The sequence below is a fragment of the uncultured Gemella sp. genome (genome assembly GCF_963529685.1).
Classification (GTDB): Bacteria; Bacillota; Bacilli; order Staphylococcales; family Gemellaceae; genus Gemella.
Genome location: NZ_CAUSAI010000002.1, coordinates 63,237 through 90,121 on the forward strand (window position 1 = coordinate 63,237; position 26,885 = coordinate 90,121).

Consider the following 26,885-nt stretch of genomic DNA (forward strand, 5'->3'; position numbering starts at 1 on the left):
ATTACTTCTCCTTTTTTATATACGCTACAAAATTGTCATGCTGTATTCTTTTTTCTACTGATGGTATTTCCATATAATCAGAACCATAAATCGTAGTTAGAATATGATCGTATTCTTGGGGAATTCTATATATTCTATTTTCAAATTTACTATCGATTACTTTATCCAATGATTTACTATCTATCTTTGTGCTGTATCTTTTAGATTCCATAAGATAATCAATATATCCACTATCCACAGAAGCTTTGGAACAATTATTTAATCTCTTATTCCATATTTTCACTCTTGTCAATCTGAATACTATTAACAATAAATATCTTGTAAGGTTTTTAACTCCAGCATCTTTATTTCTTATACCATATAAAGTATATACAGATAATCGACGACACATGTCTAATTTCGTAATTTCTTTATTTACATCTTTATAATCATCAAAAGGAAAAACATCAACGCAAATCCCTAATTCTATATCATTCTGTATATAATTATTTTCATAAACAGTTCTACTATCATACACTCTGTAAAATGGATAAGGATACCTAGCATCGTTTTCCCAAGAAACTACTTTATAGATTTTATCATTATCTTCTTGTATTGCTTCATACAATCTATCGTATTCTTGTCTCTTCAATGCAATATCCAAATCATCATCCCACGGAATAAATCCTTTATGCCTAACAGCTCCTAATAGACTCCCATAAGCTAGTGTATAGTTAATACCTTTTTCTTGGCAAATTTTATGGATATAATCCATAACTCCTAATTCAACTTCTTTTATTTCATCTATATTTAATTTTCTGTAATCTTTTTTATCAGAACTAACCACTGAATAATAATATCCAGATGTTAAGAATAATATCATTCCTAATAATGAGATACCATAAAACGTAGAACTTAAAAATAAATTAGATACTAAAATAACTATAATCATCAATAGTATCGACAATGCTTCCTTATTTACGATCTCCTCTTTCTTCTCTTTTAAGATTCTTTTTACCATTGAAACAAAAAATGATAATACGAATACTCCCATCGTAGCAAATCCTGTTAATCCATTATAAAATAAGATTTCTAAGTATCCATTATGAGTTAGATAATGCTCTCTTATAATATATTCATCTGGATTGATCTTCTTACCTATTTCATACCAATTTCCTCCAGAATATCCGAAAATCGGTTTTTTAGGTATAAACGAAGCTGTTGATTTCCAAATCGCAAATCTGTTATTAGAAATATTTTCTTCGCTTGTATCTGTTCTTTCAAGAGAAAGATTATTATTCTTATCCTGTACTTCAATTCTCTCTTTGTTGAATTTTAAATATTGTTCACTTGTATAATTAACAGCTTTATAACTAAATAAAACAACTATTATTGCTAAAATCACCTTAAATATGGATTTAACATTCCCTTTTTGGTAGAACATTACAAACGCATATACTACAGATACTAATATCGTACAAATAAAAGCTGTTCTCGAACCAGATAGTACAATATAGATAAAATTCAATGCAATAGCCGTATAAGTTAAATATCTATAGTTTCTCTCAATACTACAGATTTTTGAAGCTAAAAATATAATTACAATTAATGAAACTAATGATAAAAAGTTAGGACTTGCTAAAATACCGAATAATCTAGATTCTATAAACCCTTGTCTAATATACAATCCTTTATAGTCGTGTACTCTGTAGCCTTTCAATAATACGAATTGAACTAATGAGACTAATACTCCAAATGTATTAAGTACAGTAACCATATAGAAAAAGCAATTATATAATGTTTTACCCTCTTCTCTAGTAATTCCAGTAAATATAGGGAATACTGTTAAGAAATAAATATAAAATATCAACGTGTTTTTAATATTTGTAGAATAACCATAAGATATCACTAGAATACTAGTAATTATATTAAAAGCAAAAAATAGTAATAAGTATTCTATTGTTTTTATCTTCAGATATACTTTCTTAATAACTAAATTATACGTTGCTAAAAGAATTCCAAGCAACGTCATTCCCCCTGCAACTATCTTGTTAGCTGAAATAAATTGTAGCGGAACAATTAAACCACACATACAATAAACCGCAACAATTAAGATAAATGCCAGATTTATTTTAAAATAATTTTTTTCTAATTGTTTTAACATACTCTAATTAATATCCTCTCTTCTCTATTATTTTTCTATATAGATTTCTATTCAATAATAAGGCAACAAATCCAATTTTTCTACCTTTTGTCAATAATGAATCTGTTAAAATACTCTTACTATGATCTTTTAAATACGATATTAACTTATTTTCTAATTTTTTATCAGTATAATCTTTATCTAACAATAACCTATCTAATACATAAAAATACGCCCAATTCATTCTCATCTGAGCTACTTCTTTTAATTCAGGGTATTTCTCTAAAATAATCTCTTTATTCTGTTCATAAGCTTCTATTACATTTAGAAATTTAGTTGAGAATTTTTGCGTAGTAATACTATTTTCTCTATGCACATAGTAGTATTTTTTTTCATTTGTCGCTACTACTATATTACATTTATCAAGAAGTTTTATCATAATAAATGCATCTTCAGCGATTTTCCCAATTTCAAATTTAAACTCTGAAAATAAACTCTTTTTATATAATTTATTAACAGCTGTTACAGATAATATCTTTGCTTCCATAACCATCTTAATAGCTTCTTCGGGACTAAGCGCCCATGTTTTCTTTTCAGTTACTTGCGCTTCAGAAACATTATTATAAACATCATAATGACCACACATTGATAAATCTGCATTAGTTTCTCTTAAATTATCTATCAGTAACTCATACATATCTTCATCAATATAATCATCACTATCTATAAATCCAATTAAGTCTGATTCGGCTTCTTCTATACCAGCATTCCTCGCATCCGATAAACCACCATTTTCCTTATGAATAACTCTTATTCTATCATCTCTCTTGGCTAATTCATCGCAAAGTTTTCCACTGTTATCAGTTGATCCATCATTTACTAAAATAATTTCTAAATTCTTATACGTTTGATTGATAATTGAGTCTACGCAGCGTTCTAAGTATTGTTCTACATTATATACTGGTACTATTACACTAATTTTTTCGTCCATAATACTCCCCTTTATACTTAAGATAACTATTTTCCATATCCACTATTACCGAATCATGATGTGGAACTTGTTTTTCTTTTGGTGGAGGTGTCATATAATCACCAAATGCTGTTTTCAAATAAATATCATATCCTACAGGTATCGGCATTTTAGTATTTTCAAAATCTATAAAGATATTATCTTCGAATGCTTCAATCGGGTATTTTTTCATCATATAGCGTGGGCCTGTACAAAGTTCTGTTATTCCATCACTTTCTTCACGTGTGTACTTCATCATTTCTTTTTCAGCTTTTTTCCAGATTTTATAACGTAGTTTGCCTGGTGTTAAACCTAAAAGAATAGCGCCACCCCATCTCATTGCTGCACCATGTTTTTCTGGAATAGTCTGCGCACAGAATAACGAATAAATTAATGCCCAACGAACTTGTTTTTTTCTGTCAGCTTCATTTTTAGGATAATAATCCAAAGGAATAACATCTAAAGCTAAACCATGTGGCATATCCAAATCTTGCTGATATGGTTTTATACATGTTGTTTCTCTATCTCGAATCGTGATAAATAGATTTCTATCGACAAAGTTACTATCGCTTTTTGATAAGAAATATTGTTCCTTGGCATACTTTCTCCAAAGTTCTGGAAGTTTTTCATAGTCTTTTCTAGGCATGAAAAAATCTAAATCATCATCCCAAGGTATGAATCCTTTATTTCGAAGTCCACCGATGGCTCCACCACCACAAAGATAACAAAGTAAGCCATGTTTTTTACAAAATTCTACAAAATACTCAGCCATTTCTAAGCTTTTATTTTGCATTTCTTTTAAACTACTCACCTACTACCTCCTCGACTATTTCCATGAAGTTATCAATAATTACAGCCACGTCTTCATCACTTAGTCTAGTATGTAAAGGTAATGTTATTTCCTTAACATAGTAATTATAAGCATTAGGATAATTTTCAATTTCAAACCCTAAATTTTTGTACGCAGTTAGTAAAGGTAATGGTTTATAATGTACATTACAGCTAATTCCACGTTCAGCCATCTTAACAATTATCTCACCACGTTGTTCAAATGTTGCACCTTCGATATGAGTTATATACAAATGTCCACAAGATTTATAATCTTCTGAACTATGACTTAAGGCTGTAATTCTTGTCCCTTTGAATCCTTTATTGTACTGATCTATAATGTCTTCACGACGTTCTAAAAGTTTAGGATAACGGTCTAGTTGAACTAATCCAATAGATGCTGCGATATCAGTTAAATTACATTTGTATCCAGGAATAACAATATCATATTCCCAAGATCCTGCTTTTGTTTTTGCTAATGCATCTTTTGTTTGACCATGAAGAGAATATATTTGATATTCTTTATATAATTCTTCATTATCAAAGTTTGGATTTTCTTTCCAAGTTACACTTCCCCCTTCAGCAGTAGTGAAGTTCTTAACAGCATGGAACGAGAATGTAGTAAAGTCAGCTACAGAACCTATCTTTTTACCTCTATACTCACTTCCTAAAGCATGTGCTCCGTCAGCCACAACAGCCACTCTACCAAGTTTTTCTTGATATTCACTATTTGCTTTGAATAAGTGTTTTTTACTCTCTACTACTTCAAAGATTCTATCATAATCGCATGGAATTCCCGCTAAATCAACAGGAATAACAGCTTTAGTATTCTCAGTAATAGCATTAGCTAAAGCAGCATAATTCATCTCATGGCTATCTTCTGCGATATCAACGATAACAGCCTTCGCTCCAACATGATAAATTACACTACATGAAGCAGTATATGTCATCGCAGGAACAATTACCTCATCACCTTCACCAATACCTAGAACACGTAATGTTAGCTCTAGAGCTGCAGTTGCAGAATTAAGGCAAACAGTTTTCGGTGTGTTAGTAAATTCTGATAATCTTCTTTCTAATTCTTTTGTCTTCGGTCCAGTTGTAATCCAACCTGATTTTAAAGTATCTATTACTTCATTTATTTCTCCATCACTAATGTCTGGTGGAGAAAATGGTATATTATATTTTTTCATCTCAAACTCCTAATTATTAAAACTCTACTTTAACTATTATAATCTTATTTAACAACCGCAACAGCAGTTCTTATCATTATTTTTATATCATTTATAACACTGAATTCTTCAATGTACTTTAAATTATATTTCATCTTATCTGGAAGAATCTCCTCCACATAGATTTCATCTACACTTCTCCCGCTTCCCTTGAACTTCTCAATAACTTCATCTTCATCTTTGTATTCTATACTCGCTGGAGAAGTTATCCCAGCAGGAAGAAGAAGTGTTGCATTCATTTCATCAGTATATTTATCTACATATTTCGCAACTTCAGGTCTTACTCCAACAAAACTCATGTCACCCAGTAAGACATTTATAAGCTGCGGCAGTTCATCTAATCTAAGTTTACGAAGTTTATGACCAACTTTGCTAATACGTGGATCATTTTGCTGAGTAACAGCCGTCCCCAGCTTATCAGCATCCTTAACCATAGTTCTAAACTTAAAGATTCTAAAAGTTCGACCATATGTAGTTATACGCTCTTGCCTGTAAAACACAGGCCCTTCACTATCAAGTTTTATCCAAATAGCTATTCCGAAAATTATCGGCGATAAAGGGATAAGCAAAATTAATGCCAATACCTTATCAAAAAGTAATTTCAGAAATAACGATACTTTCTTCTTTTCAATCGAAGCTCTATACTTTTTTACCGCTTCTGTTTCAAATCTATTATCAATGTTCATCTTTCACCTTAACAGCTAACCAACTTTCCCGATTAGCTCTACTAATTTATTTCATCTCTTTATTATACCATATTTCATACTAGAACAGAAGAAATGGAAGTAAAAAAAGACAACCAAATTAGGTTGTCTTTATACTAATTTTCTTTATTATAAAATTGATTATCCACGCTAAAGTGATACTAGTAACTGCCACTAGAATAGTAAATACAACATCATTTAGTCTAGAAGTAATAAAATACTTTCCAAAAATTGATATCACCAATCCATGAATCATATATAACTCAAATGAAATCTTACCTAAAAATAGTAGATACTTATTGGAAAAATCTATTTTTCTTACTATCAAAATAAAGAAAATAGTAAATATAACATTATCTATATTAGCTAAAAATGCATAACTATAACTATCCACTATATGAAGTTTCTTTAGAACAAAACTATATTGATGAGAAATAAATAATAAACTTGTAATACACACTAGTATTATAAAATAATACTTATTCAAAATTTCATCTATATATTTCTTATTCTTCGCCCATAGCAATCCTAATACAAAAGGAAGACTACTATTATACCACCAAAAACCATATCCTAATTTAATAGCTAAGATAATATATCCTACTATTAACAGCGTATTTACTAATATCGCTACAGTCCTATTACTAAATATTTTAAATGATATGTAGAAAAATACATACATCAAAATAATTATATCAACAAACCAACCGTTATATATAACCGTGCTTCCTTTTTTAAATAGATCTACAAAGAAAGTAATAGTTAACGCTTGTCCATTTATATTTCTATAAATTAAATATATACTAGATATAGCAATAAATGGCGTTAAAATCTTCGACAATCTTTTAGATAAAAAATTATCAAGATAGTCTTCTTTTCGATTATTCTGAACATACAATCCATAACCTGATATAAAGAAAAACACAGATACTATATATGTTCCCATATACTTAAAGTTAACAAACTCTGTTCCTGTTGTTACCCATTGTGATAAGTGATGAAATACTATACCTAACGCTAAAAGCCCTTTTAATCCATTAGTTGAATTCACTCCTAAATAGTCATTATTCACGGGCAATAGATATATTAATGTGATAATTAGTAATAATATAAAAATATCCATAGCATCTCCTTAAATTTCTAATATAAATAAATTGTACCATATTCTAAATAGTTGATACAATTTAAAAATATAGACTTGCGGGAGTACCTAAAAAACCTCGAATCCAGTTCCCCAGATTCGAGTTTCTGCTCAACATATACTTTTTATCAACTGATAAAAATTTATTTTATCTAGTTGTTGTTCTCTATCTTTTATACTTCCTTAAACTCTATACCCGCTTCTTCTAACTTCGCAATAGTCTTTGGTCCAATACCATCTATGCTTAAAACTTCTTTCTTAGTATAGTTCTTGAAATCATCTTTAGTTCCAATTCCAAAATTCACAAGATTCCACGCATAATCACTGCGGTTAATACCTAATTCTTGTAAAAATCTATCCATTTCCATCTTTTGTCTTTGGATTTTTTCTTTCTCTTCTTTAATTTTTCGTATATTCACTGGATTTTTCGCGAAATATTTAAGGACATGATAAATATGCTCACTCTGTAAATATTCTTTATATCTCATCAATATATTAAAAAATTCGTCATTATTTTTTAATGTTTTTGGAATAGTTCTTTTTATATTATTGGTAAAGAGTAAGTCTTTTTCGAAAAATAGTGCTACATCACGATGTTCTTCTCGTAATCTCTCGAAATAAACCCTAGCCTCTTCTTCATCTCCTTCCATAATAGCTGACAATGTTCCTGCCATTAGCAGCTCTATATCTGTGGTATCATGGAAATATTCCTCAAAAATAAAATGCCTACCAAGCTCTACACACAGTTCTGCTATCTCATACGCTATTGAAGCCTTATTGCTTGGATTAACTAAATAAATCAACAATAATAGTTCCAAACTATCTGTATATTTATGAGCTTCTTTAAACTTTTCTGCAGTTATTGAAAAAATATCTAATACCGCTCTCCCCCAGTCAGTTTTCTCTAAATTAACATTCATTTCAGATGCTAAGTTAAAAATAAATTTTAAATTTTTTATAACTTTATCTAAATAAATTACTTGTGTCAGTGTAGATTGTTTATCTAATTCATTATTTATTTCTTCATGATATTTTGATATAATTTCTGATACCTTTTCCCAATCTGGACCTAACAACTCGATTGCCTGTTCGTTTTTCATATTAGCTTCTTACCTCCTTTTTAAACTCTACACCATTTTCTTTTAATTGTTTTATAGATTTCTTCCCTACATTATCGACTTCATTTAATAAATATTTTTCTGTAACGTTTAAGAAATCTTTCTTTGTTAACAATCCTTCTTTTTTCAGAGCTTTCAGCACCTGAGTACTCAGGTTTTCGAAAATTGAATCAGTTCTCATTGTTTCTACAGACATATTTCTTACTTTAATTTTTTCATTTAATTGTTTTCCAGTTCTTATACGAGAATTAACCCACATTAAATACTCTATCACATAATCAACCATAATAAATTCAATTAATTGTTCTACCCTTGTTTCACTATGTATTAATCTAGTAAATTCATTTTCATTAAATAATTTTCCACTAGATACAATGTCTAGCAATCTCTCAATTTTCGGATTAATATATTTTAGAGTCGCCATCGTTTCTACAACCTCTTCATCATCCAACCTTCTAATATCAAATATTATCTTAGCTAATTGAACAAATTCATCTAATTTTGAGGCAGGTGATAATTCATTATACAACCTATAAAATCTATCTGCAGAATCAATTTTTAAATATGCTATAATAGTATCCATTAAAATACCATCAAGTTTAAGCTCTCCTTTTTCAAGATTTATCCAAATAAGACTAGCGTTAGGAATTGCACTATACATTTGATTATCAAGATAAATTGAAATCAAATGCTGAATTACAACCTTATTAAAATCATTCTTGAAATTAGGATTACCTACAATTGGATATTTTACAGTTTTAAATTTCAACTCATCAATATCCTCTATTATTTCAAGGGGAGATTTTTGTTGTTCAGATAACATAAATATATTAGCAAATATATTATAAGGTGATTTTAGATGTGCTTTTTCAATAAATTTCTTATCTCCTGTCACCATAAAATTAGCAAAAAGTTTTAACGATTCATTAAAATCCAGTTGATCTTCTTTGTTAATAAATTTTATATTCTTAAAAGTATTTTCTTGTAGTTCTGTATATACCAGCTCTATTTCTCTATCCAAGGCGAAATTATTATTCTTTTTTATCGATGGAAATTTTCTTATTTTTTTACCCATAGTACATCCTCTTAATTTCTTATAACATTTTAGTTATATTGTACCACGAATTATCATTTTTTCGTAATTTTAACAGAAGATTGCATGGAAGCGACTCAAAAATCGCGATTCCTTAAGAAATCACGATTTTTGAGCCGCTCCCTATTTATTGACTGTTCATAATCTATTTTAACAATCTATCATACTAATATACTTTTCAAGTTCTTCAACTTCATAATTCGCTATTAAGTCAGTTAGATAATCAGCATTACTATTTGTATGATACTCATCAAAACTATTGTAGTATTTTTCCCTATCTGTAAATTTAATATTTACTGGTAGCAATCCATGTTTTATTAATTCAAAATTAAGAATTAATCTTCCTGTTCTTCCGTTTCCATCAATAAACGGGTGTATACTTTCAAATTCTAGATGTAACAATGCTATAGCTTTAATAATATGATGTTCTTGTTTCCACGCTTCATATTTAACTAATAACTTATCAATATTACTTTCTATTTCTTGCGGTTCACTAGTCTTATGGCTAGAACCTAATATTTGAACGTTAACACGTCTAAATACTCCTTTATTCTCTCTATCATGCATTAAAACCAAGCTATGTATATCTTTTATAACTTGTTTTGTCAATGGCTCGTTAACAATATCTAGAATGTAATAAAAAGCATCCTTATATCCTATTACCTCTAAATGTTCACGTACCTTTTTACCTTGAATGGTAATACCTTGCTGCAATATTAAAGACGTTTCCCTTAAAGTAAGAGTATTTCCCTCAATAGCGTTAGAGTTATAAGTATTCTCTATAATAAAGTTTTCTCTTAGCTTTTCAAGTTCAGTCTTGTTTAAAGGCCTAAGCTTTGCTATTTTCTCCTGTAACTTATCAATCTTATCAAACATTGTTTCACTTCCTTTAAAAAATCTGTAGTTAGTTTCACTTCATATTAATATAATTAAATAGTAATACCGCTTCTACTCCATTTTTCCTAATATGGGAACTAGATCCATTGTTGGTCGTGCGTCTTTATGTCGTACTTGTTCCATTTTCTTATCCCCCTATAATTTTAATATGAAACTTTACACTAAACCCTTTACTTATTTATCTTACTTATCTTCATTATACTCTAAAATATATTTATTTTCTAATGAAAATACATCTAAATCAAACAAAATATTTTGCCTATACCTGAAAAAAACTCGAACCTAAGATTTCTCCTAGATTCGAGTTTTATTGTTTTTTTAGTTTACATATACTAACGCTTATGATTCTATTTAGTTTACATAATCTTGCAAACTAACTCCTATATTTTATACATATATGAGTTAACACCTATATTATGTACAGACACAAGCTAATTTCCACCCTACTTAATATTAAAATTCTTCAACACAATACTAAATGTTGTTAGATTATGTAGTAATGCTAAGAATTTAGAAGGCAGTACGTTTACCAATCCTAAGAATATTAATAAGGTATTAATAGATACCGTGCTCTTAACATTATTGCTCATTTGAGCACGTAGTGTTTTAGAAACATCTGAAAGAAGTAATAATGAATCTAATGAATCTGATTTTAATACGACATCACTAATTTGTTTAGAAAGATCAGCACTTTCGCTCATAACGATACTCACATCACTTTCTGATAATGCTGCAGAATCATTTAGACCATCACCAATCATCAGTACTCGACGCCCTTTTTCTTTTTCACTTCTTATGTATTCAAATTTTGTAACTGGAGTCATGCTTGTATGAACTTCGTCAAAAGTTACATCGTTTAAGATTTTCTTAGTTCTAACTTCATTATCCCCTGTTAATAAAACAACTTTCTTACCTTTATTTCTAAGTTCAGTTAAAACTGCGTTTGCTTCGCCTCTTAATGGGATATCCACACAGAAAATTGAGATTAATTTCTCTTTATAACCTAAGAATAATAGGTTATATTGTTCTTGTTTCTCCGCTATGATTTGTTCTTGCTCAGTAGTTACAACTATATTTTCATCTTTTAATAATTGTCTACTTCCAATAACAACTTTTTCTCCATCAATGTGAGAAACGATTCCTTTTGAAGCAATATGATAAAGTTCTGTATGCATTTCTTCATGTTCAATACCATCTTCTTCCGCCTTACTTACTACAGCGCTAGCGATAGGGTGGTAGATATGTTCTTCTAAACATGCACCAATTTTAAGAACTTCTTCATAAGAATATTCATAAAATGGTAGAACTTCTTGAATATATGGCTTAGATACTGTTATTGTCCCTGTTTTATCAAAAACAAATGTATCGATGTCCTCATATTTATCAAGAGTTACAGAATTTTTTACGACAATTTTCTTGTCAATTAGATTCTTAATAGTAGTTAGATACGCAACTGGTGTTGATAATTTCAACGCACATGAATAGTCTACTAGTAAGAACGAGATCGCCTTAGCATAAGATCTTGTAAATAAATATGTTAATCCCATAGCTAAGAAGTTGTATTTTACAATACTATCTGCTAATTTAATGTATTTGTAATGATATGCATCTTCTCTACTTTCAGAATCTTTCATCAGCTGAATTAAATGATGAATACGACCATTTACTTGGGGATTTTCAACTTTAAGTTTAACCTCACCGTTAACAACAATCGTATTAGAAAATACTTTATCTCCGATGTTTTTTACAACCGGGAAGCTTTCTCCTGTCAATGAACTCTCATCAACACTAGCCCCTTCATTCATCACTATTCCATCAAATAAAATTTCATTTCCTTCTGAAACTAGGATAATATCATCCTTTTTCACTTCTGAACAAGTTATTTTTCTATTCCCTTCTTCTCCAACAAGCCATACTTCTTTGTCCATAGATGTTAGACTCTCCTCTAACACTTTTACTGATTTTTTTTCTGACCAATTGTTTAAAGATTCTCCTAATTCTAGGATAAACATAATAGAACTTGCTGTATCTCGCGCTCCTGTAGCTAACGATACAAAGATAGCTGCAGAATCAAGAGTTTCCATAGTAACTTGCTTATGCGCTAATAATTTTAAAGTATCTTTTAAATATCCTGATGCTTTCCACCAAGTATATACAACTCTTAGTGGTAGTGGCATGAATAATTTAGACATCCCTCTCCAAAACAAAGCATTCATTATTATTGAATAAGGAGTTTCCTCAACTTTTTCAACTGGATTTTCATAGCAATATCTTACTTTCTCTTTGTCTACTAATTTGAAAAATTCCTGTAAACAAGATTTACTTCCCTTACTAAACATAATAACAAAAGTGTACTCATCTTCATAAAAGTCCACTTTTTTAATGTTTTGAATTTTTGATGCTTGCTTTTTAAAATATACTTTAACATCCGGTGTTATGCGAAAACTTGATTTAATTCTCGCTCTTTCACTTGAAAGATGTAGTATTTTAAACTCCATCTTATTTTTCCTCTAATTCTTGAAGATTGCTTTCTCTTTTTTCTTGTTCGTATAAATCTTTTGCGTCCGCTACTACATCATCAGCGTGTTGTTTGATGTTTGAAACAGTTCCCTCTACTCCATCTTTTGCTTTATATAATTTTGATAAAACAACAGAGTATCCTTTTTTAGCATCTTTGCTTGATAGTAATTTAAGACCGAAAGTCCCAAATGCTACTCCTCCTGCAAATACTCCTGGTGTTTTTAATGCTGCTTTAGCAACTTTTAATGCTTTAATTGACATATTCAATTCCTCCTTATAAATATATTATTATAATTATATTATATCATTTCTAAAAGTATATGTAAATGCTAATATATCAAGGATAAGTCATTCTTCTCTTATCGGAAAACAATTTTTTATTCCGAAAATATTTCCGCTTCAATCCTTCGTTGTATAGACAAAAATTTAATGTTCCCTTAGATTTGTATTATTTTTCAAATCCTCTTAAATTTATAGCTTCGCGCCACTTTTTACAGACTTACTGTAATTAATTTAATGCTGACTTGGTTGTTTTTTATGATATTCCCTTGTGCAACTTTTCTCCCTTTATACATTTTTCTTCTCTTAACTGTAGTAAACACAGTTGTTTATTAATGTGGAATATATCATTATTTTTTATATTTTAGATATTTTTTGATAATACTTATGTTGTGTTACTAATATTTTTTTTACTTCTCATCTTCTTTTATATATTTTTTTTAATCAGGAAAAACGTTATTTATGGTATAATAGCTATGTTAGAAAATGTACTATACAAATGTTTTATATATTATTTTTTATTAAAAATCATTTGTTAAATATTAGAAAAAAGGAGTACACCCTATGATTTACATTATCGGACTTGGTCCTAATGACAGTTCAAATATTAAAGAGAATATTAAACAACTATTATTAAACAATACAAATGCTGTAGTTATTGCTCGTACTAAAGAGCATCCGGCGATTTCTTTCTTAGCGGAGAATAATATTTCTTTTGAGACTTGCGATAAGTTTTATACAGAAAACGAAAACTTTGAGAATACATATAACAGCATAGCAAACTACATCATTGAGAAAGCTGAAAATAACGATGTGATATATCTTGTTCCGGGTCATCCTATGGTTGCCGAGTTGACTACTCAACTACTTATAAATAGTGATAAAGATGTAAAAATCGTTGGTGGCGAGAGTTTTTTAGATTCTTGCTTTAACGCAGCACAGTTTGATCCTGTGGAAGGTTTTTCTCTTGTAGATGCTACTGCACTTGAGACGTTAAGACAGGTTAATCCGCTTCAACACCTACTTATTACACAGTGTTATGATGATTTAACTGCAGCTAATGTCTCAGATGAACTTATGTCGTTTTACCCTTATGATCACGAGGTTACTGTAATCGAGCAGGCCGGCGCTGTAGATGAGAAAATTTACACATCACCTCTTCATGAACTTTCTGCTGCTGTTGGCGAAGATGTAAATAATCTACGCGCTTTATATATTGCACCACTAAAAGATGGACTTAGCTTCAATATTAAAGATTACACCAAAGATTTCGATGAGAATGACGATATTACAGAAGCTGATTTAGTAGATAAATTAGAAAAACTTGTCGCAGATCTTAAAGCAAATTTAAACCGAGAGGAAGACTATACAAGTGATAATTCTAAGTTATTAGCAGAAATCATCACTACTTCACTTGATTTTACAATCGCAAGCGATAACTACTACGAACTAAACGATATACTTAACGAAATGAAAAAACATAGAGAAAAATAATTTTATAAGGATAATAAGATGGATAAAGTTTTAACTTTCAGTAAAAAATTATTAAAAGAAGTTATAGATAAAAATTCAGTCGTTGTTGATGCTACTGCTGGAAATGGTAATGATACGTTGTTCCTAGCAAAAACTTCAGCTAAAAAAGTATATGCATTCGACATCCAAACTCTGGCAATAGATAATACTACGAAGCTAATTGAAGAAGCCGAACTAACGGATAAATGTGAAATTGTTCTCGATTCACACTTCGAATTTGATAAGTATATAGATGAAAAAATCCGTGCAGTTGTCTTTAATCTGGGATACCTGCCAAATGCAGATCATGAGATTACTACACTAGCCGAGACGACACTTGAGACTATTAAAAAGTTTTTATTGCGACTAGAGATTGGTGGTAGAATTGTTATTGTTGTATATTGGGGTCATGAAAACGGCAAGGTGGAAAAAGAATCATTGTTAAACGAACTTCAAAATCTTGATCAAAAAGTAGCTGAAGTATTGGTTTATCAATTCATTAATCAGAAAAACAACGCACCATTTATTATTGCGATTGAAAAGAGAAAGGAAATTTCATGAGAGAGATAGAAATAGAATTTAAAAATTTACTGTCTGAAGAGCAGTACCTAACCTTATTTAAAAAATATGATTTGAAGAATTCTGAAGAAATAATTAATAAAAATTTCTATTATGATGATGCAGATGAAAACTTCAAAAAAATCGGTGCAGCTCTTAGAATACGTTATACTAACAAGAAAACCGAGATGACTTTGAAGATAAAAGGAAAAACACAAAATATTGAAATAAATATTCCTCTTGATGAAAAGTATCCTAAAGAACCAACTGTCCTACCAGTTTTACCAAATGAAATTATAACCGAGATAGAGCGTATGAATGTAAAGATTAAAACACCTATGCTTATTCAAAAAATCGAGACATTAAGACACGAGGTGACTTTAAATGAAAATTTATTGGTACTTGATAAAACGACATTCATTAACGATATAGTCGACTATGAGTTAGAATTTGAGACTAAAGATTATGAGTCGGGATTAGTTGCATTTGAGAAATTATTAGAAGAAAATCATATTGACAAAAATCCTGCAAGACCTAAAATAGCTCGTGCTGTAGAATATTCAAAACGATAAACTAAAATATATCAAAATAACCTCTCTTTGTATTTTTTTCAAAAACACTAGTTTTAATAAAGGTACAAAAGAGGTTTTTATAGTAAGCAGGCTATTATATTAAGCTACACTACTCCATCTATTCTCAAAATGGAAATTTTGACTATTTTTTCCATTTTGAACTTATTTTTTCTTCTCAAAATGGAAATTTTGCCCGTTTTTTCCATTTTGAACTCATTTTTTCTTCTCAAAATGGAAATTTTGCCTGTTTTTTCCATTTTAAATTCGTTTTTTCTTCTCAAAATGGAAATTTTGACTATTTTTTCCATTTTGAATATGCTATAATTATTAAAAATAGATTAAAGTAGGTGATTTATATGAACAAGTATTATTCACTAGAAAAATTATTTCATATGAATTTTGATATAGAAGACGAGTATAACAATAGAATCCATTCTCCTTCTACTTTTGTTACTTCACTTAAAATCAATCCCTTTATTAAGGGTGTAAGAAAACCAGAAGAGCATCCATTATTTATATACAATTCTGCAGAATTGATCTTAATTCTAGAGAAAATTTATACTAATAGTGCTGAAATTATTGCCAAACAAAGTATACTTCCAGAAGCTGCACAAGAGAAGTTCTTTAATTTGTTGCTTATTAATGAACTTCAAAGTACTAATGAAATCGAAAGTATCCATAGTTCTAAAAAAGAGATTAGCGAAGCACTTTCTAAAAAAGATAGTGATTCTCCTAACCTTAGACGTTTTACTGGTATGGCAACATTGTATTCTTACTTAGACAAAAAAGTACAAATACTCGAACCTAATGATTTCAGAAAAATTTATGATGTTCTCGTTGGAGAAGAGGTTTCAAAAGAAGATGTTTTGGATGGAGAAGTTTTTAGAAAAGGAAGCGTAAGCGTTTATGCTGGGAATGATATTATTCATCATGGTTTAGCAACTGAAGATGATATTAACAACGGATTAGCTGATTTAATTAGATTTATGAATTATGATAACTTGCCAAAACTATACAAAATTTTTATTGGGCACTACTATTTTGAATACATCCATCCTTTTTATGATGGCAATGGTCGTGTAGGAAGATACTTACTCGCCAAATCTCTTACGAGTGTAGTAGATATATTTACGGCAATCACTCTTTCATACAGCATTAATAGAAATAAAAATAAATACTATAAGAGTTTTGAGAAGACGTCACACCCCTTAAACAAAGGTGACATGACTCTATTTGTTAAAGAAAACTTAGAACTTTTAGTTTCAGGACAAGAACATATATTATCTTTCTTAACAGAAAATATTGAAAAAATGTTCATAGCTAGAAACTATATTAACGATAATATCGCTGATGATAAACTTAAAAATATACTATTCCTACTTCTACAAAGTCATTTGTTTAGTGCTAAAGATGCTTTAATAAGTCATGACGAAGTGTCTAATGTTTTAGAAATTTCTAAAAGAACCTTAAATAAATATTTAGAAGAAAATGAAGATAAGATTACAGTGATTAAGAAGAACCCAAAAATATATACACTTAGTGAAGAATTTTTAGCTGAAATATTTGAATAATAAAAAATCTGAGAAACATGTAGTGACCCCTCAAAATCTTATTTCTTCGAAATCATGATTTTGGAGTCACTACCTCTTCCCAAATTTTCCACTTTTTATATATACAAATTTTCGACAGTTAAGTTCTACTAAGATTATAAATCCTATCTTTTATTCCTCTCTGAACTTGACACCATTATTTTTTAATTTTTGAATGACTGTAGCTCCTATACCATCTAATTTTCTCAATTCTTTTTCTGTATATTCCTCGATGATTTCTTTATTATACAATTCGACATTGATAAACTTATTCAGTTGTCTTTCCATCCCTGCGAAAATAGGATCTTTTTTCATCATTTCCTTGGAAATATTAAATCGGCCTTCTACAATCAGATACTCTCTTCTTTCCATCTCTGATTTGTATAATCTTTCTAATATTTCATAATGATATCTATTAAGCAAATACTCTTCAGCTATGGTAGCAGCATAGTGAATCTCAAAAGTTTTTTCCTTATTAACACCTTTCTCATTATCTGGTACTCCTATTATATAGTCTGAAACCTTTTTAAATCCACCTTTGAAAATATTACCAGTATAAGTATTAAGTTTTTTAAGATTCGTCATATAATAGTGAGCTTCATCAAACTTTTCTCGATTTATACTAAAAATACTTAGCAATAATAGTGTAACTTCCGACTTTTCATAATCAAAGCACTTGATATGATTCTGCATCAGGCTTTCACTGTTCAAATGAACATATACTTTTGTCAATTCATCTGTAACCTCGGAAAAATCAGATGGACTGGCTGCCAACATAAATTTATAAAGTTTCGCAGCTTCATTATACATTCCAGCATCTCTATAATACCCAGCAAGCACGTCCGCTAATATCATCTGTTCAGTATCTTCATCATTATCTGAATACATGATATCCTCTCCCAGCCTAATAGCTCTTTTTAAAGCATCTTTATTCTCCTCATGAAGTTCACGTAGAGCATTTAGTTTATCGACAGCACTCATATCTTCTTCATCAATCGCATCAATAATATCCCCAAGAGGAGTATCTATACCATATCCTTCTTCAACCAAGTCATAAAGTCGCTCAAATACTTCGATAGCCTCTTCCTTACTAGAAAAATTCTTACCTTCCGTTCTTAAAAAATCTTTAAGAAGTATTTCAAATTCTCTATCACGTTTTACCATAAGTCATCCTCCATAAGTTCCATCTGGATATCAAACTCACTATCATCAGCAAACATTACACCGTTCAAATGCAAGTTTCGGATAGTTCCTCTACCTAAGCCTTTTATTTTAAGAAATTCAGACTTCGTGATTTTCAAGAAATCTTCTTTTGTTAATAAAAAGTTCTCATGCATAATTTTTAATTCCGTATCTCTTATTGCCACAAACGATCTATCACGCTTCATATCATCAACTGTAATTTCCTTACGTTCTGCATATTTATCCAAATTATCACCGATTACATATTCACTTTCTCTTATGTGCATAAAGAAATCAAAATAATATTCTTTACTAAAGAAATAATCGAATTTCATAACTATTCTAAGAGCCTCAACATACTTTTCATCGCTATCCGTGCTAAATTTAATCAAATTCGGATTAGCTATTCTATCTAAGACATCTAAAACATATTTATTTTTCTTAATAGCTTTGTTATAGAATGCAATCGCTTCTTTTTCTTCCCCTTGCATTAAGTGGTAAAAAACTTTTGATAGTAAAATAACCTCATCATCATTTTTATCATATCTATGAGCCATTTTATAACAACGATTAGTCTCCTCAAAATCATTTAATATAAGACTAGAAAGTATGTAATTGTAATACATCGGCATTGCAAACTCGTCATCCATCTCAAAAAATATATAAGGATTTAAATATATTTTACTGATTTTATTATAAAGTTTATTACTGAAATAAAAATCAGCTAAGTGGTTGCAAACTTTAAAATGTAAAAAATTAATAGGAACTTTGCTAGTTTGAATGAACCCTTCTTCAAACCTATATGCCTCATCTTTTAATTGTATTAGTGCATGCTCAACTTCAAACTCTGAGATATCTCTAGTAAGTATTTCAAATACTCTAGCATCTACATTATATTTAGATAGCGCTATTGCTTTTTCAAGATAAGAAGTGCATTCAGAGTTGTCTATATTTTTAATACATTCACCAAAAATCCTCATTGATTCCGCAAAATCCTCTTCAACCTGCTTAGAAGAAAATTCAATTTCTATATAATTTTTGCCAATTTCATAATTTTGGTATCTTCTATCCTTTTCCGTTGCAAATTCTTCTCTACCTACAGGAAATTTTATAATTTTTTTGTTATCCATTGTTTCTCCTCCCTTTATTATAATTATTTAAAAATTACAGAGATTTTTGTAATTATCTTATGTGAAAAGATTTTTATAAAATTCACTACTCTTTCAACTTAATTTTACATCAAAATTAGATGTAATACAAACTTTATAATTATATAAACAAAATAATATAGATTATTAGCAGGGTTGACCTAAAATTTAACAAAGTTCATATAAAAAAACAACTGAAATAGCACTTCAGTTGTTTTTCGTGATCTCATGTGAATATAATCGTCCAATTCACTTATCTGCATTCTATCATATATCTTCTTTTTCTATCAATTGATTCGAAGAGGAAGAATGTTCAATCTCTCTCTATTTACATAATCTTAAAAATATAATTTTAATACTAAATAAACCTAGAAACTCTTTTCTAATATAGACTCTAGTGATATAATAGAAGTAGGCTACTAGCTCCAAAAGGAGGTGGTGAAATGGAGACAGTCGTCTCTCAAATCCTTGTGAATCTATTATCTGGAGCAATTCTCCTACTGATAGAATACTATTTGCTAAAAGATAGTCACGGGAAAAAGTAGTCTTTTTAGCCCACGACGCATACACTTCACTTTGTATGTGATTATTAATAAAAAATATAAAAAGCCAATTGAAGTCGAATTTCAATTGGCTTTCGTGGTGAAATTTGATAGTCGTCTCTCATTCACTTATCTACATTCTATCACATATCTTCTTTTGTTGTCAATTGATTCGAAGAGGAAATTTTATACTTATAACGTAACTTATATCTCCTTATTTAACAAAAAATAATTCGGAGCTGGATTCTTTTTCCATACTCCGAATATAATTATACCTCTTACAACTATCAAATAATTAATGTAATTAGTTATCTTTTTAATAGAATTTATTTAAAACTACTCCCATACATTTTGAGCCAGTTTTTTCAAGCTCCTCTATACAGCTTTCTAAGTCTTTTTTCTTCACTCGGTTAGCCTCTGCAACCATTATAAATCCATCCGTATTTTTTGCAACTACTGCTGCATCAGGTACATCTCCAACTGATGGCGTATCTATAATCACGACATCATAATACTCTCTAAATACTTCTATCATAATATTATAGTTTTTATTTTGCAAAATTTCAGTAGGATTTTTTGCTCTCGCCCCTGACGGAATGATATTTAAATTCTTCACATCAGCATCATAAATAGTATCTTCAATAGGATCAGTTCCTGTTAAATAATTTGTAAGCCCGCAAATATTACTTTTGAACTTAAAACATCCCGCCATATTAGAGTTACGAGTATTCGCATCTATAAGCATAGTCTTCATCCCCAATTCAGCAAATGATACAGCTAGATTTACCGCAGCCGTTGTTTTTCCTTCACCTTCTAAAACAGATGAAATCATAATCACTTTCTTATTATTTTCCAAAGCTTGAATATTCGAGCGTAACGCACTAAAATACTCTTCACTCTCAGCATTTATCATATTCTTATTTGTTAATAAATTTATCTGTGCCATCTTCTTATCCTACTTCTCTCCTAAATTCATCTCTGGAATAACACCTAAAAGTGCTACGTCCATCCCTCTTTCCACATCTTCTGGATCTTTAATTCTATCATCAAGAAGTTCAAACACTACTGCCCCAATAAGTGATAGAACAAACCCTACAGCAGTCGCCAATAACGCAAATAAAGGAATATTTGGAAAACTTGGTGCTTTTGGCACACTAGCATCTTCCAAAGTCTCAACACCTTCAGATTTTGTCATTTCTTTAATTTTCTCAATAGCCACTTCTTTTACAGAATCCACTAATTCACTCGCGACTTGTGGATCTTTATCCCTGGCAGTAATAGTTACAATATTCTTATCCTTTTGAACATCCACACTTACTTTTTTCAACAATTGCTTTGCAGTATATCCTGTATCACTGTTATCCGCCGCATTTTGCATAACTTCCTCTGTTAAAAGCATTTCCTTATATTCTTTACTACCTTGGCTCACTACTGACACTTTTGCAGTTGAATCATATCGTGGTGTTACCACAAACAAACTATATACTAGCGATGCTGCTGTACATAAAAATGTTATAAGTAATATTAATATCTTTTTCTCCCATGTTTTTTTAAACAGTTGTTTTGAATGTGACTGTCTTTTCTCTCTTCTCATTATATAAATTTTCCTCTCAATAAATTTTTCTTAATTATTTATTTTTAATTAACCAATTAGACTAAAATACCTTTAGAGTACCGTTGTTCGCATACTCCAATAACCTAAAATATATAATCAACTACTTCCCTTCTGATACTTCTTTAATTTTCGCCTTAACTTCTTCTAAACTTTGCTTATCAACTTGCACCATGTACAAACTAGCACCCGGCATCGCATACGAAGGTAAACCAAGACCACCTTCACCTTCCAACGCCTGTGACACTATCTCGTATTCTCTATTGGATTTAAGTTGTTCGTTGGCTACACCCATCGCAGATTCAATAGGCATATTCGTCTGAATAGACTCATTTAACTCCTTAATTACAGACCTGTAATTTTTTAAAACCTCTTTAGATGTCAGCTTCTTCACTATCGCAGTAACAACCTTCTCTTGATTTTTTCCACGATCATTATCACCTTCAAGTAAATTATAACGCTCACGAACGAATCCTAAAGCCTTATCAGCATCTAAGTGGACAGTCCCCGGCTCAAAACTATACCCTCCGTATTCCGAAATAAATGTCTGATCATTATAGACATCCACCCCACCTACAACATCTATCAATTTTAAAAACGATGTGAAATTAAGCCTTGCATAATAATCTAACTTAATACCATAAAGATTTTCTAAAGTATGAATCGATGATTCAACACCATAAAGCCCAGCATGCGTAAGCTTATCGTATTGATTATAGCCTCCATCTGCTATTCTTAAATATGAATCCCGTGGTGTTGTAGTCAACAAAATCTTTCCTGTTTTTCTATTTACAGTCATAATAATATTAACATCTGAGCGACTCACACTACTCACTTCACCAAAAGTATCAATTCCGCTTATATAAACATTAAATGTATCCTCAATGTTATTATTAGCCTTCACACCAATTCTTTTTATAATCTTATATTCATATATTTTCTTAATATTATCCTTGAAGTCCTTATATTGACCACTTATTAAATCCTCAAACGAACTACTAACTACCATCACTCGGCTAGTTCCATTAAGGAGCTGTTCATATGCGGCTGTATAACTTTTCGAATCAACAAGTTCTAATTGCTTATTTTCTTTTTCTCGAATTTCTTTTAAAAACTTATTAATATTCTCGCTATCTGCAGATGTTGGCGCAGCTACTAACTCATCCTTTATATCATCTAATGTATTAGCCACATCATCTTTCAAAACCACTACACTCATAGTATATTCACTAAATGCAGCTTTTTCATTTATATCGTCAAACAAATTAATCGCCGCCCTAAATTGCATATAAGAAAATACCAGCACAATATTCATTAAAATCAACATAACTAGATTGAATACCCTTGCCTTTTTATTAATCAACAGCACACCAGCTAAGACTATGGTTAATATTATAATAACTAGTATCACATAATTAATTCCTTTGAAATTCAAAAAATTATACTTTAACATCGTCCAACTTACTACTATACCTAGTCCAGTCAATAAAAAAGTCAATAACCCATTGACTATCTCAAATATTCCTATGTCACTTTTATCCTTTCTCCTTCTCCTACGTGAATTCCTACTCATCACCCTACATCCTTTTTAATTTATAAAACTTATTAATGCAACTTAAATTCAATTGTTCTCTATTTCTTACCAATTCTCCATCAATTTGAAAGTGCTTTTGATTAGTCATGACAGCCAATTTATTTGTAGTTATTAACTTAACCCTCTTTAAATTATGATGTTTATTTAAGAGCAAACATAAATAGTTATAGATAAAAACCGCTATATTCATATTCTCCATTATCATAACATGTAACACATCATTTTTCCCCGTAGCTTCTGGTGAAAACTTAATCCCACCACCCTCAAACGGCTGAATCATTACATTTAACAAATATAACCTATCTGTACTTAACTGCCCATCATCCCAAACTATCTGAGCTTTATATCTTTTCAACTTCAAAATACCCATTATCCCCTCAAAAAGATATATATGCTTACCTAAATACCTCTTAAACTTTGAATTATTCGCCCTTTTTATAATATCAGCATTAAATCCAATATCAAACCCAGAACAAAACTTCTTATCATTAACAGTACCAACATCATATTCATCAAATTTTTCAGATTCTACTAACTTTCTTATATCGATATTATCCCTATCAAACTTTAACGACTTAGCAAGATCGTTACCAGAACCATACGGAAGGTAGATAAATTCTTTTCCATGATAATTATTTATCACTTCATTAACCGTGCCATCCCCACCTATAACAATAAGATTATCCGCTCTCACCTCATCCATCAAATCACTAGCATTTTTAGTCTTTGATGTTTTGAGTACCCTATAAGAAGTACCATCTAACTCATTTTCAATCTTCTTTAGTTCTAAAAGACTATTTTTACTCCGAGAATTTACTATTATATCAATCATACTTCGGTCCTACATAAAAATACTTTATCTTTATAATTATACACTAAAAAAGGCTTTAATTCAAAGATTAAATTGATTTTCATCTATAAAGTTACACCAAGTTTTTCAACCTAGATTACTGGTGAAAAATTAGTTTTAAGTTGAATTCCAGTTTTTTCTTTGAACTAGAATTTACTTTGGGAATAAACATCACTTTAAATTTTAATCTCAATTATTTTCTCTTTTTGAATATTATCAGTGAATATGCTACAATATAACTAACTTTTCACATAGGAGATGACCTAATGATTACACTTGACATGATTGATGACATTATTAATAAACTAAAAGAAAACACTCGAGAATGTATAAATATATCTATAAACCCATGTAATACATTATCTATTAGCACTAGCAAATTTGGAGGTGTTCCTTACGTTCCTACCGGCGCTAGAATTCCTACAGATTCAACGGGTACACAACTTGCCCTATTAGCACAAATTAACTGTAGCGAACTACCTGAAAATCAATACTATCCCACTTCTGGAATTTTGCAATTTTGGATTGGAAGAGATGCTAACTTTGGGTTAGACGATAAAAAATCTTATCGCGTTACATACTTTGATAAAATTGATGAAAGTATTACATCAGAAGATGTACTAGAAAACTACACAATTCCAAATGAAGAGCACGCCTCACCCTTTAAACCAAAATCTAGTTCCTTTGAACTACACTTCAATAAAGACTATTCTTTCATCACTACTAACGACTATCTATTTGAAGAAAAAGTTTTAGCCCTTATAAATGAATTGTATCCAGATGAACAAACCTCTGACTTATATACTGACTTAGAAAAAGAAGCATATACAAAACTATACTCTTCTTTCAAAAACAACAGTCACTCATTAGGTTCGTACCCGTCATTTATACAATGGAATCCACGCAACTCAGAAGACAACTACAATTTCACATTGTTGCAAGTTGATAGCGAACTAAACCCTGAGTCTGATGCCCCTGAAATACTTTGGGGCGATAGCGGTATTGCAAACTTCTTCATCTCTGTTGATGATCTGAAAAATCTTAACTTCGATAATATCCTATTCAACTGGGATTGCTTCTAAAAAATCTCTTGGACTAATAAGTAAATTTACATACCTATGTCTAATTCCAAATCATTAGCTATACATTATTTTAGCACCCAAAAATCTGAAAATGGTTTTTGGGTGTTTCTATATATACTAGTAACAACGTCGTTTTGTTGGAACTGTACATTTTTATTTTGTCAGAATTATACATTCTTATTTTGTCATTTTTATAATCTCGCATAAGACTCATCAAAATGGCTAAAAAATTAGAATCTCACCCCCCAACTTTTCGATATCTCGCCTTCAGAACTCCATTGTTTTAATTAAAATTCATAAAAAAATAAAATTTTTTTCAAAAATTTGAAAAAATCATCCTCTTAATTTCGATATATATAATGTCAGAGGCCAAAGACAAACAAAAAATTAAAAAACAAAGGAGATATACAAATGACTATACTAAAAAAAGTATTACACTTAAACTACAGCGAACCAAAAGGACAAAAGCAAATCAATAAAAGTTATAATTTTGATGTTAATCCAACCGCTAATGATGATACATTAAAAGAGGTTGGCGAAGAGCTTAAAAAATTAGTGTCTAAAACTATCGACACTGTAACTATTAACATAAAAGAACTTGTTTAATCTAAGAAGGAGACTACATTATGGAGAAAAAATTAAATATTTATTTTACTACAGAAAACAAAAAAACTTATCACATCGCTATTTCACATCCGAAAGACGATTTAAGTAAAGCCACCGTTGAAGCTGTTGCTCAAAAAATTGTTGATACAAAAGTACTAAACAACGAAAAACGTGTTTTAACAGCCTTCAAAAAAGCTACTTACGTCACTCGTGAAACAAGCGAGCTTCAATAATAGAAGGGAGGGAGGTGCGGTTAATGCCGCACCTTTTTTATGGATATACAAAATTTTATTAATACAGTAGGATTCCCTATTTTTGTCGCGGTATTTTTCTTACTAAAATTAGATAATACACTTCAAAATATAGGTAAAAGTTTAAACAATCTTACTAGCATTCTAGAAAATAAACTGAATATCAAAGAATAAATTTAAAACAATAAGGAAGTTTTATTATGGCAAGTCAACAAATAATGGTAAATTGGGCAAAAAATAATGTTTATAAATGGATAGATATGGATGGCATGTACGGAGCGCAATGCGTAGATCTTATAATGGCCTACGTGAAGACCTTCGCTAATTTTCAAATATATGGAAATGCTATTGATTACTTAACAAATTCTATACCATCAGGTTGGAAAAGATATTACAAAGGAGATACTAACATTGCACCTGGAGATATCGCTATTTGGCACTGGGGCTCATGGGATAAATATGGTCATGTCGGTATCGTTATTAAAGTCAATAACGGACTTATAACCTCTGTAGAGCAAAATGTAGATGGCACACCTGAACAAGGAGGGGTAGCTCGTATTATGAGTCGTGATGATACGTGTCTCGCTGGCTTCATTAGACCTAGTTATGATTCTAATGAAGATTGGATCAGAGTGGACGAAAATGGTAAATTCACCGTGACTATCCCTGCTATAAACGTTAGAACTAAACCAAGTATATCAGGGGAAATTGTTAGTAGCTACAGTGAAGGAGAAGTCGTATATTACGATAGTTACGTCATTAAAGAAGGCTTCGTTTGGATTAGTTATATTTCATACTCTAACGAACGTCGTTACATGGCTGTAGGCTCACACGATGGAACTAG

26 protein-coding genes are annotated in these 26,885 nt (G+C 30.3%); 9 read left to right on the top strand and 17 right to left on the bottom strand.

The genetic code is table 11. The features are described 5' to 3' along the window. Position 1: 1 nt before the first annotated feature. From RWS90_RS00740 to RWS90_RS00790, 11 genes are all read right to left on the bottom strand, one after another. The gene (locus RWS90_RS00740) at positions 2-2,143 is read right to left on the bottom strand and encodes a LicD family protein (RefSeq protein WP_314547991.1); all 2,142 of its coding nucleotides are present in this window, start codon (positions 2,141-2,143) and stop codon (positions 2-4) included. 7 nt (positions 2,144-2,150) lie between these two features. Continuing rightward, the gene (locus tag RWS90_RS00745; RefSeq protein ID WP_314547993.1) at positions 2,151-3,113 is read right to left on the bottom strand and encodes a glycosyltransferase family 2 protein; all 963 of its coding nucleotides are present in this window, start codon (positions 3,111-3,113) and stop codon (positions 2,151-2,153) included. Continuing rightward, on the bottom strand, positions 3,097-3,942 hold the full coding sequence (locus RWS90_RS00750) for a phosphorylcholine transferase LicD (RefSeq protein ID WP_314547994.1): 846 nt from the start codon (positions 3,940-3,942) through the stop codon (positions 3,097-3,099). Before RWS90_RS00750 ends, RWS90_RS00745 begins: the two co-directional genes overlap by 17 nt. Beyond that, positions 3,935-5,152: a DegT/DnrJ/EryC1/StrS family aminotransferase gene (locus RWS90_RS00755; protein WP_314547995.1), complete on the bottom strand. Its 1,218-nt coding sequence runs from the start codon at positions 5,150-5,152 to the stop codon at positions 3,935-3,937. Before RWS90_RS00755 ends, RWS90_RS00750 begins: the two co-directional genes overlap by 8 nt. A 44-nt stretch (positions 5,153-5,196) precedes the next feature. Further along, positions 5,197-5,877: a sugar transferase gene (locus tag RWS90_RS00760; RefSeq protein WP_314547996.1), complete on the bottom strand. Its 681-nt coding sequence runs from the start codon at positions 5,875-5,877 to the stop codon at positions 5,197-5,199. Between the two features lie 118 nt (positions 5,878-5,995). After that, on the bottom strand, positions 5,996-7,018 hold the full coding sequence (locus RWS90_RS00765) for an acyltransferase (protein WP_314547998.1): 1,023 nt from the start codon (positions 7,016-7,018) through the stop codon (positions 5,996-5,998). Positions 7,019-7,209: 191 nt separating this feature from the next. Continuing rightward, positions 7,210-8,136, bottom strand: a complete 927-nt coding sequence (locus RWS90_RS00770) for a helix-hairpin-helix domain-containing protein (RefSeq protein WP_314547999.1) — start codon at positions 8,134-8,136, stop codon at positions 7,210-7,212. Position 8,137: 1 nt separating this feature from the next. Further along, positions 8,138-9,229, bottom strand: coding sequence for a hypothetical protein (locus RWS90_RS00775; RefSeq protein WP_314548000.1), 1,092 nt, complete (start codon positions 9,227-9,229; stop codon positions 8,138-8,140). Positions 9,230-9,397: 168 nt separating this feature from the next. Further along, on the bottom strand, positions 9,398-10,123 hold the full coding sequence (locus RWS90_RS00780) for a Fic family protein (RefSeq protein ID WP_314548001.1): 726 nt from the start codon (positions 10,121-10,123) through the stop codon (positions 9,398-9,400). Between the two features lie 464 nt (positions 10,124-10,587). Then, a complete protein-coding gene (locus tag RWS90_RS00785; RefSeq protein WP_314548002.1) occupies positions 10,588-12,642 on the bottom strand; it encodes a heavy metal translocating P-type ATPase in 2,055 nt (684 codons plus the stop codon). A 1-nt stretch (position 12,643) separates the two neighbouring features. Beyond that, the gene (locus tag RWS90_RS00790) at positions 12,644-12,925 is read right to left on the bottom strand and encodes a DUF6110 family protein (RefSeq protein ID WP_314548003.1); all 282 of its coding nucleotides are present in this window, start codon (positions 12,923-12,925) and stop codon (positions 12,644-12,646) included. Between the two features lie 582 nt (positions 12,926-13,507). Here RWS90_RS00790 and RWS90_RS00795 point away from each other — a divergent pair. The 4 genes from RWS90_RS00795 (at position 13,508) to RWS90_RS00810 (ending at position 17,156) form a co-directional block, all read left to right on the top strand. Then, a complete protein-coding gene (locus RWS90_RS00795) occupies positions 13,508-14,437 on the top strand; it encodes an SAM-dependent methyltransferase (RefSeq protein WP_314548004.1) in 930 nt (309 codons plus the stop codon). Between the two features lie 18 nt (positions 14,438-14,455). Beyond that, entirely contained in the window at positions 14,456-15,016 is a 561-nt protein-coding gene (locus RWS90_RS00800) for a class I SAM-dependent methyltransferase (protein ID WP_314548005.1), read from the top strand. Beyond that, positions 15,013-15,585 carry a CYTH domain-containing protein gene (locus RWS90_RS00805; RefSeq protein ID WP_314548006.1) on the top strand — a complete coding sequence of 191 codons (573 nt, stop codon included), beginning with the start codon at positions 15,013-15,015 and terminating at the stop codon, positions 15,583-15,585. The genes RWS90_RS00800 and RWS90_RS00805 overlap by 4 nt, the downstream gene beginning before the upstream one ends. A gap of 356 nt (positions 15,586-15,941) precedes the next feature. After that, the gene (locus RWS90_RS00810; RefSeq protein ID WP_314548007.1) at positions 15,942-17,156 is read left to right on the top strand and encodes a Fic family protein; all 1,215 of its coding nucleotides are present in this window, start codon (positions 15,942-15,944) and stop codon (positions 17,154-17,156) included. Positions 17,157-17,306: 150 nt separating this feature from the next. Here RWS90_RS00810 and RWS90_RS00815 read toward each other — a convergent pair whose 3' ends face one another. The 6 genes from RWS90_RS00815 to RWS90_RS00840 all read right to left on the bottom strand — a co-directional run bounded on the left by RWS90_RS00815 (position 17,307) and on the right by RWS90_RS00840 (position 24,084). Beyond that, positions 17,307-18,338, bottom strand: a complete 1,032-nt coding sequence (locus RWS90_RS00815) for a hypothetical protein (protein WP_314548008.1) — start codon at positions 18,336-18,338, stop codon at positions 17,307-17,309. Then, a complete protein-coding gene (locus RWS90_RS00820; RefSeq protein WP_314548009.1) occupies positions 18,332-19,486 on the bottom strand; it encodes a hypothetical protein in 1,155 nt (384 codons plus the stop codon). The genes RWS90_RS00815 and RWS90_RS00820 overlap by 7 nt, the downstream gene beginning before the upstream one ends. 876 nt (positions 19,487-20,362) lie before the next feature. Further along, positions 20,363-20,992 (bottom strand): polysaccharide biosynthesis tyrosine autokinase, encoded by a 630-nt coding sequence (locus RWS90_RS00825; protein WP_314548011.1) that lies wholly within the window; start codon positions 20,990-20,992, stop codon positions 20,363-20,365. Between the two features lie 9 nt (positions 20,993-21,001). Next, positions 21,002-21,640, bottom strand: a complete 639-nt coding sequence (locus RWS90_RS00830) for a Wzz/FepE/Etk N-terminal domain-containing protein (protein WP_314548012.1) — start codon at positions 21,638-21,640, stop codon at positions 21,002-21,004. 121 nt (positions 21,641-21,761) lie between these two features. Further along, a complete protein-coding gene (locus RWS90_RS00835; protein WP_314548013.1) occupies positions 21,762-23,231 on the bottom strand; it encodes an LCP family protein in 1,470 nt (489 codons plus the stop codon). Positions 23,232-23,235: 4 nt separating this feature from the next. Further along, positions 23,236-24,084, bottom strand: a complete 849-nt coding sequence (locus tag RWS90_RS00840) for a diacylglycerol kinase family protein (protein ID WP_314548014.1) — start codon at positions 24,082-24,084, stop codon at positions 23,236-23,238. Positions 24,085-24,368: 284 nt separating this feature from the next. On the opposite strand from RWS90_RS00840, the gene RWS90_RS00845 reads away from it, so the two are divergent. From RWS90_RS00845 to RWS90_RS00860, 5 genes are all read left to right on the top strand, one after another. Next, positions 24,369-25,184, top strand: coding sequence for a YwqG family protein (locus RWS90_RS00845; protein ID WP_314548015.1), 816 nt, complete (start codon positions 24,369-24,371; stop codon positions 25,182-25,184). A 411-nt stretch (positions 25,185-25,595) separates the two neighbouring features. Then, positions 25,596-25,790, top strand: a complete 195-nt coding sequence (locus RWS90_RS00850; protein ID WP_314548016.1) for a hypothetical protein — start codon at positions 25,596-25,598, stop codon at positions 25,788-25,790. Positions 25,791-25,810: 20 nt separating this feature from the next. Next, a complete protein-coding gene (locus tag RWS90_RS00855) occupies positions 25,811-26,023 on the top strand; it encodes a DUF2922 domain-containing protein (RefSeq protein ID WP_314548017.1) in 213 nt (70 codons plus the stop codon). A gap of 39 nt (positions 26,024-26,062) precedes the next feature. Next, positions 26,063-26,215, top strand: coding sequence for a YvrJ family protein (locus RWS90_RS07830; RefSeq protein WP_399541392.1), 153 nt, complete (start codon positions 26,063-26,065; stop codon positions 26,213-26,215). A 26-nt stretch (positions 26,216-26,241) separates the two neighbouring features. After that, positions 26,242-26,885, top strand: a 644-nt coding sequence (locus tag RWS90_RS00860) for a CHAP domain-containing protein (protein ID WP_314548018.1), incomplete at its 3' end; no start/stop codon positions are given.

Coding starts and splice junctions, on each gene's coding strand:
- RWS90_RS00740 (WP_314547991.1), bottom strand. CDS start 2,143: ATGTTAAAACAATTAGAAAAAAATTATTTTAAAATAAATCTGGCATTT.
- RWS90_RS00745 (WP_314547993.1), bottom strand. CDS start 3,113: ATGGACGAAAAAATTAGTGTAATAGTACCAGTATATAATGTAGAACAA.
- RWS90_RS00755 (WP_314547995.1), bottom strand. CDS start 5,152: ATGAAAAAATATAATATACCATTTTCTCCACCAGACATTAGTGATGGA.
- RWS90_RS00760 (WP_314547996.1), bottom strand. CDS start 5,877: ATGAACATTGATAATAGATTTGAAACAGAAGCGGTAAAAAAGTATAGA.
- RWS90_RS00765 (WP_314547998.1), bottom strand. CDS start 7,018: ATGGATATTTTTATATTATTACTAATTATCACATTAATATATCTATTG.
- RWS90_RS00770 (WP_314547999.1), bottom strand. CDS start 8,136: ATGAAAAACGAACAGGCAATCGAGTTGTTAGGTCCAGATTGGGAAAAG.
- RWS90_RS00775 (WP_314548000.1), bottom strand. CDS start 9,229: ATGGGTAAAAAAATAAGAAAATTTCCATCGATAAAAAAGAATAATAAT.
- RWS90_RS00780 (WP_314548001.1), bottom strand. CDS start 10,123: ATGTTTGATAAGATTGATAAGTTACAGGAGAAAATAGCAAAGCTTAGG.
- RWS90_RS00785 (WP_314548002.1), bottom strand. CDS start 12,642: ATGGAGTTTAAAATACTACATCTTTCAAGTGAAAGAGCGAGAATTAAA.
- RWS90_RS00790 (WP_314548003.1), bottom strand. CDS start 12,925: ATGTCAATTAAAGCATTAAAAGTTGCTAAAGCAGCATTAAAAACACCA.
- RWS90_RS00795 (WP_314548004.1), top strand. CDS start 13,508: ATGATTTACATTATCGGACTTGGTCCTAATGACAGTTCAAATATTAAA.
- RWS90_RS00800 (WP_314548005.1), top strand. CDS start 14,456: ATGGATAAAGTTTTAACTTTCAGTAAAAAATTATTAAAAGAAGTTATA.
- RWS90_RS00805 (WP_314548006.1), top strand. CDS start 15,013: ATGAGAGAGATAGAAATAGAATTTAAAAATTTACTGTCTGAAGAGCAG.
- RWS90_RS00810 (WP_314548007.1), top strand. CDS start 15,942: ATGAACAAGTATTATTCACTAGAAAAATTATTTCATATGAATTTTGAT.
- RWS90_RS00815 (WP_314548008.1), bottom strand. CDS start 18,338: ATGGTAAAACGTGATAGAGAATTTGAAATACTTCTTAAAGATTTTTTA.
- RWS90_RS00820 (WP_314548009.1), bottom strand. CDS start 19,486: ATGGATAACAAAAAAATTATAAAATTTCCTGTAGGTAGAGAAGAATTT.
- RWS90_RS00825 (WP_314548011.1), bottom strand. CDS start 20,992: ATGGCACAGATAAATTTATTAACAAATAAGAATATGATAAATGCTGAG.
- RWS90_RS00830 (WP_314548012.1), bottom strand. CDS start 21,640: ATGAGAAGAGAGAAAAGACAGTCACATTCAAAACAACTGTTTAAAAAA.
- RWS90_RS00835 (WP_314548013.1), bottom strand. CDS start 23,231: ATGAGTAGGAATTCACGTAGGAGAAGGAGAAAGGATAAAAGTGACATA.
- RWS90_RS00840 (WP_314548014.1), bottom strand. CDS start 24,084: ATGATTGATATAATAGTAAATTCTCGGAGTAAAAATAGTCTTTTAGAA.
- RWS90_RS00845 (WP_314548015.1), top strand. CDS start 24,369: ATGATTACACTTGACATGATTGATGACATTATTAATAAACTAAAAGAA.
- RWS90_RS00850 (WP_314548016.1), top strand. CDS start 25,596: ATGACTATACTAAAAAAAGTATTACACTTAAACTACAGCGAACCAAAA.
- RWS90_RS00855 (WP_314548017.1), top strand. CDS start 25,811: ATGGAGAAAAAATTAAATATTTATTTTACTACAGAAAACAAAAAAACT.
- RWS90_RS07830 (WP_399541392.1), top strand. CDS start 26,063: ATGGATATACAAAATTTTATTAATACAGTAGGATTCCCTATTTTTGTC.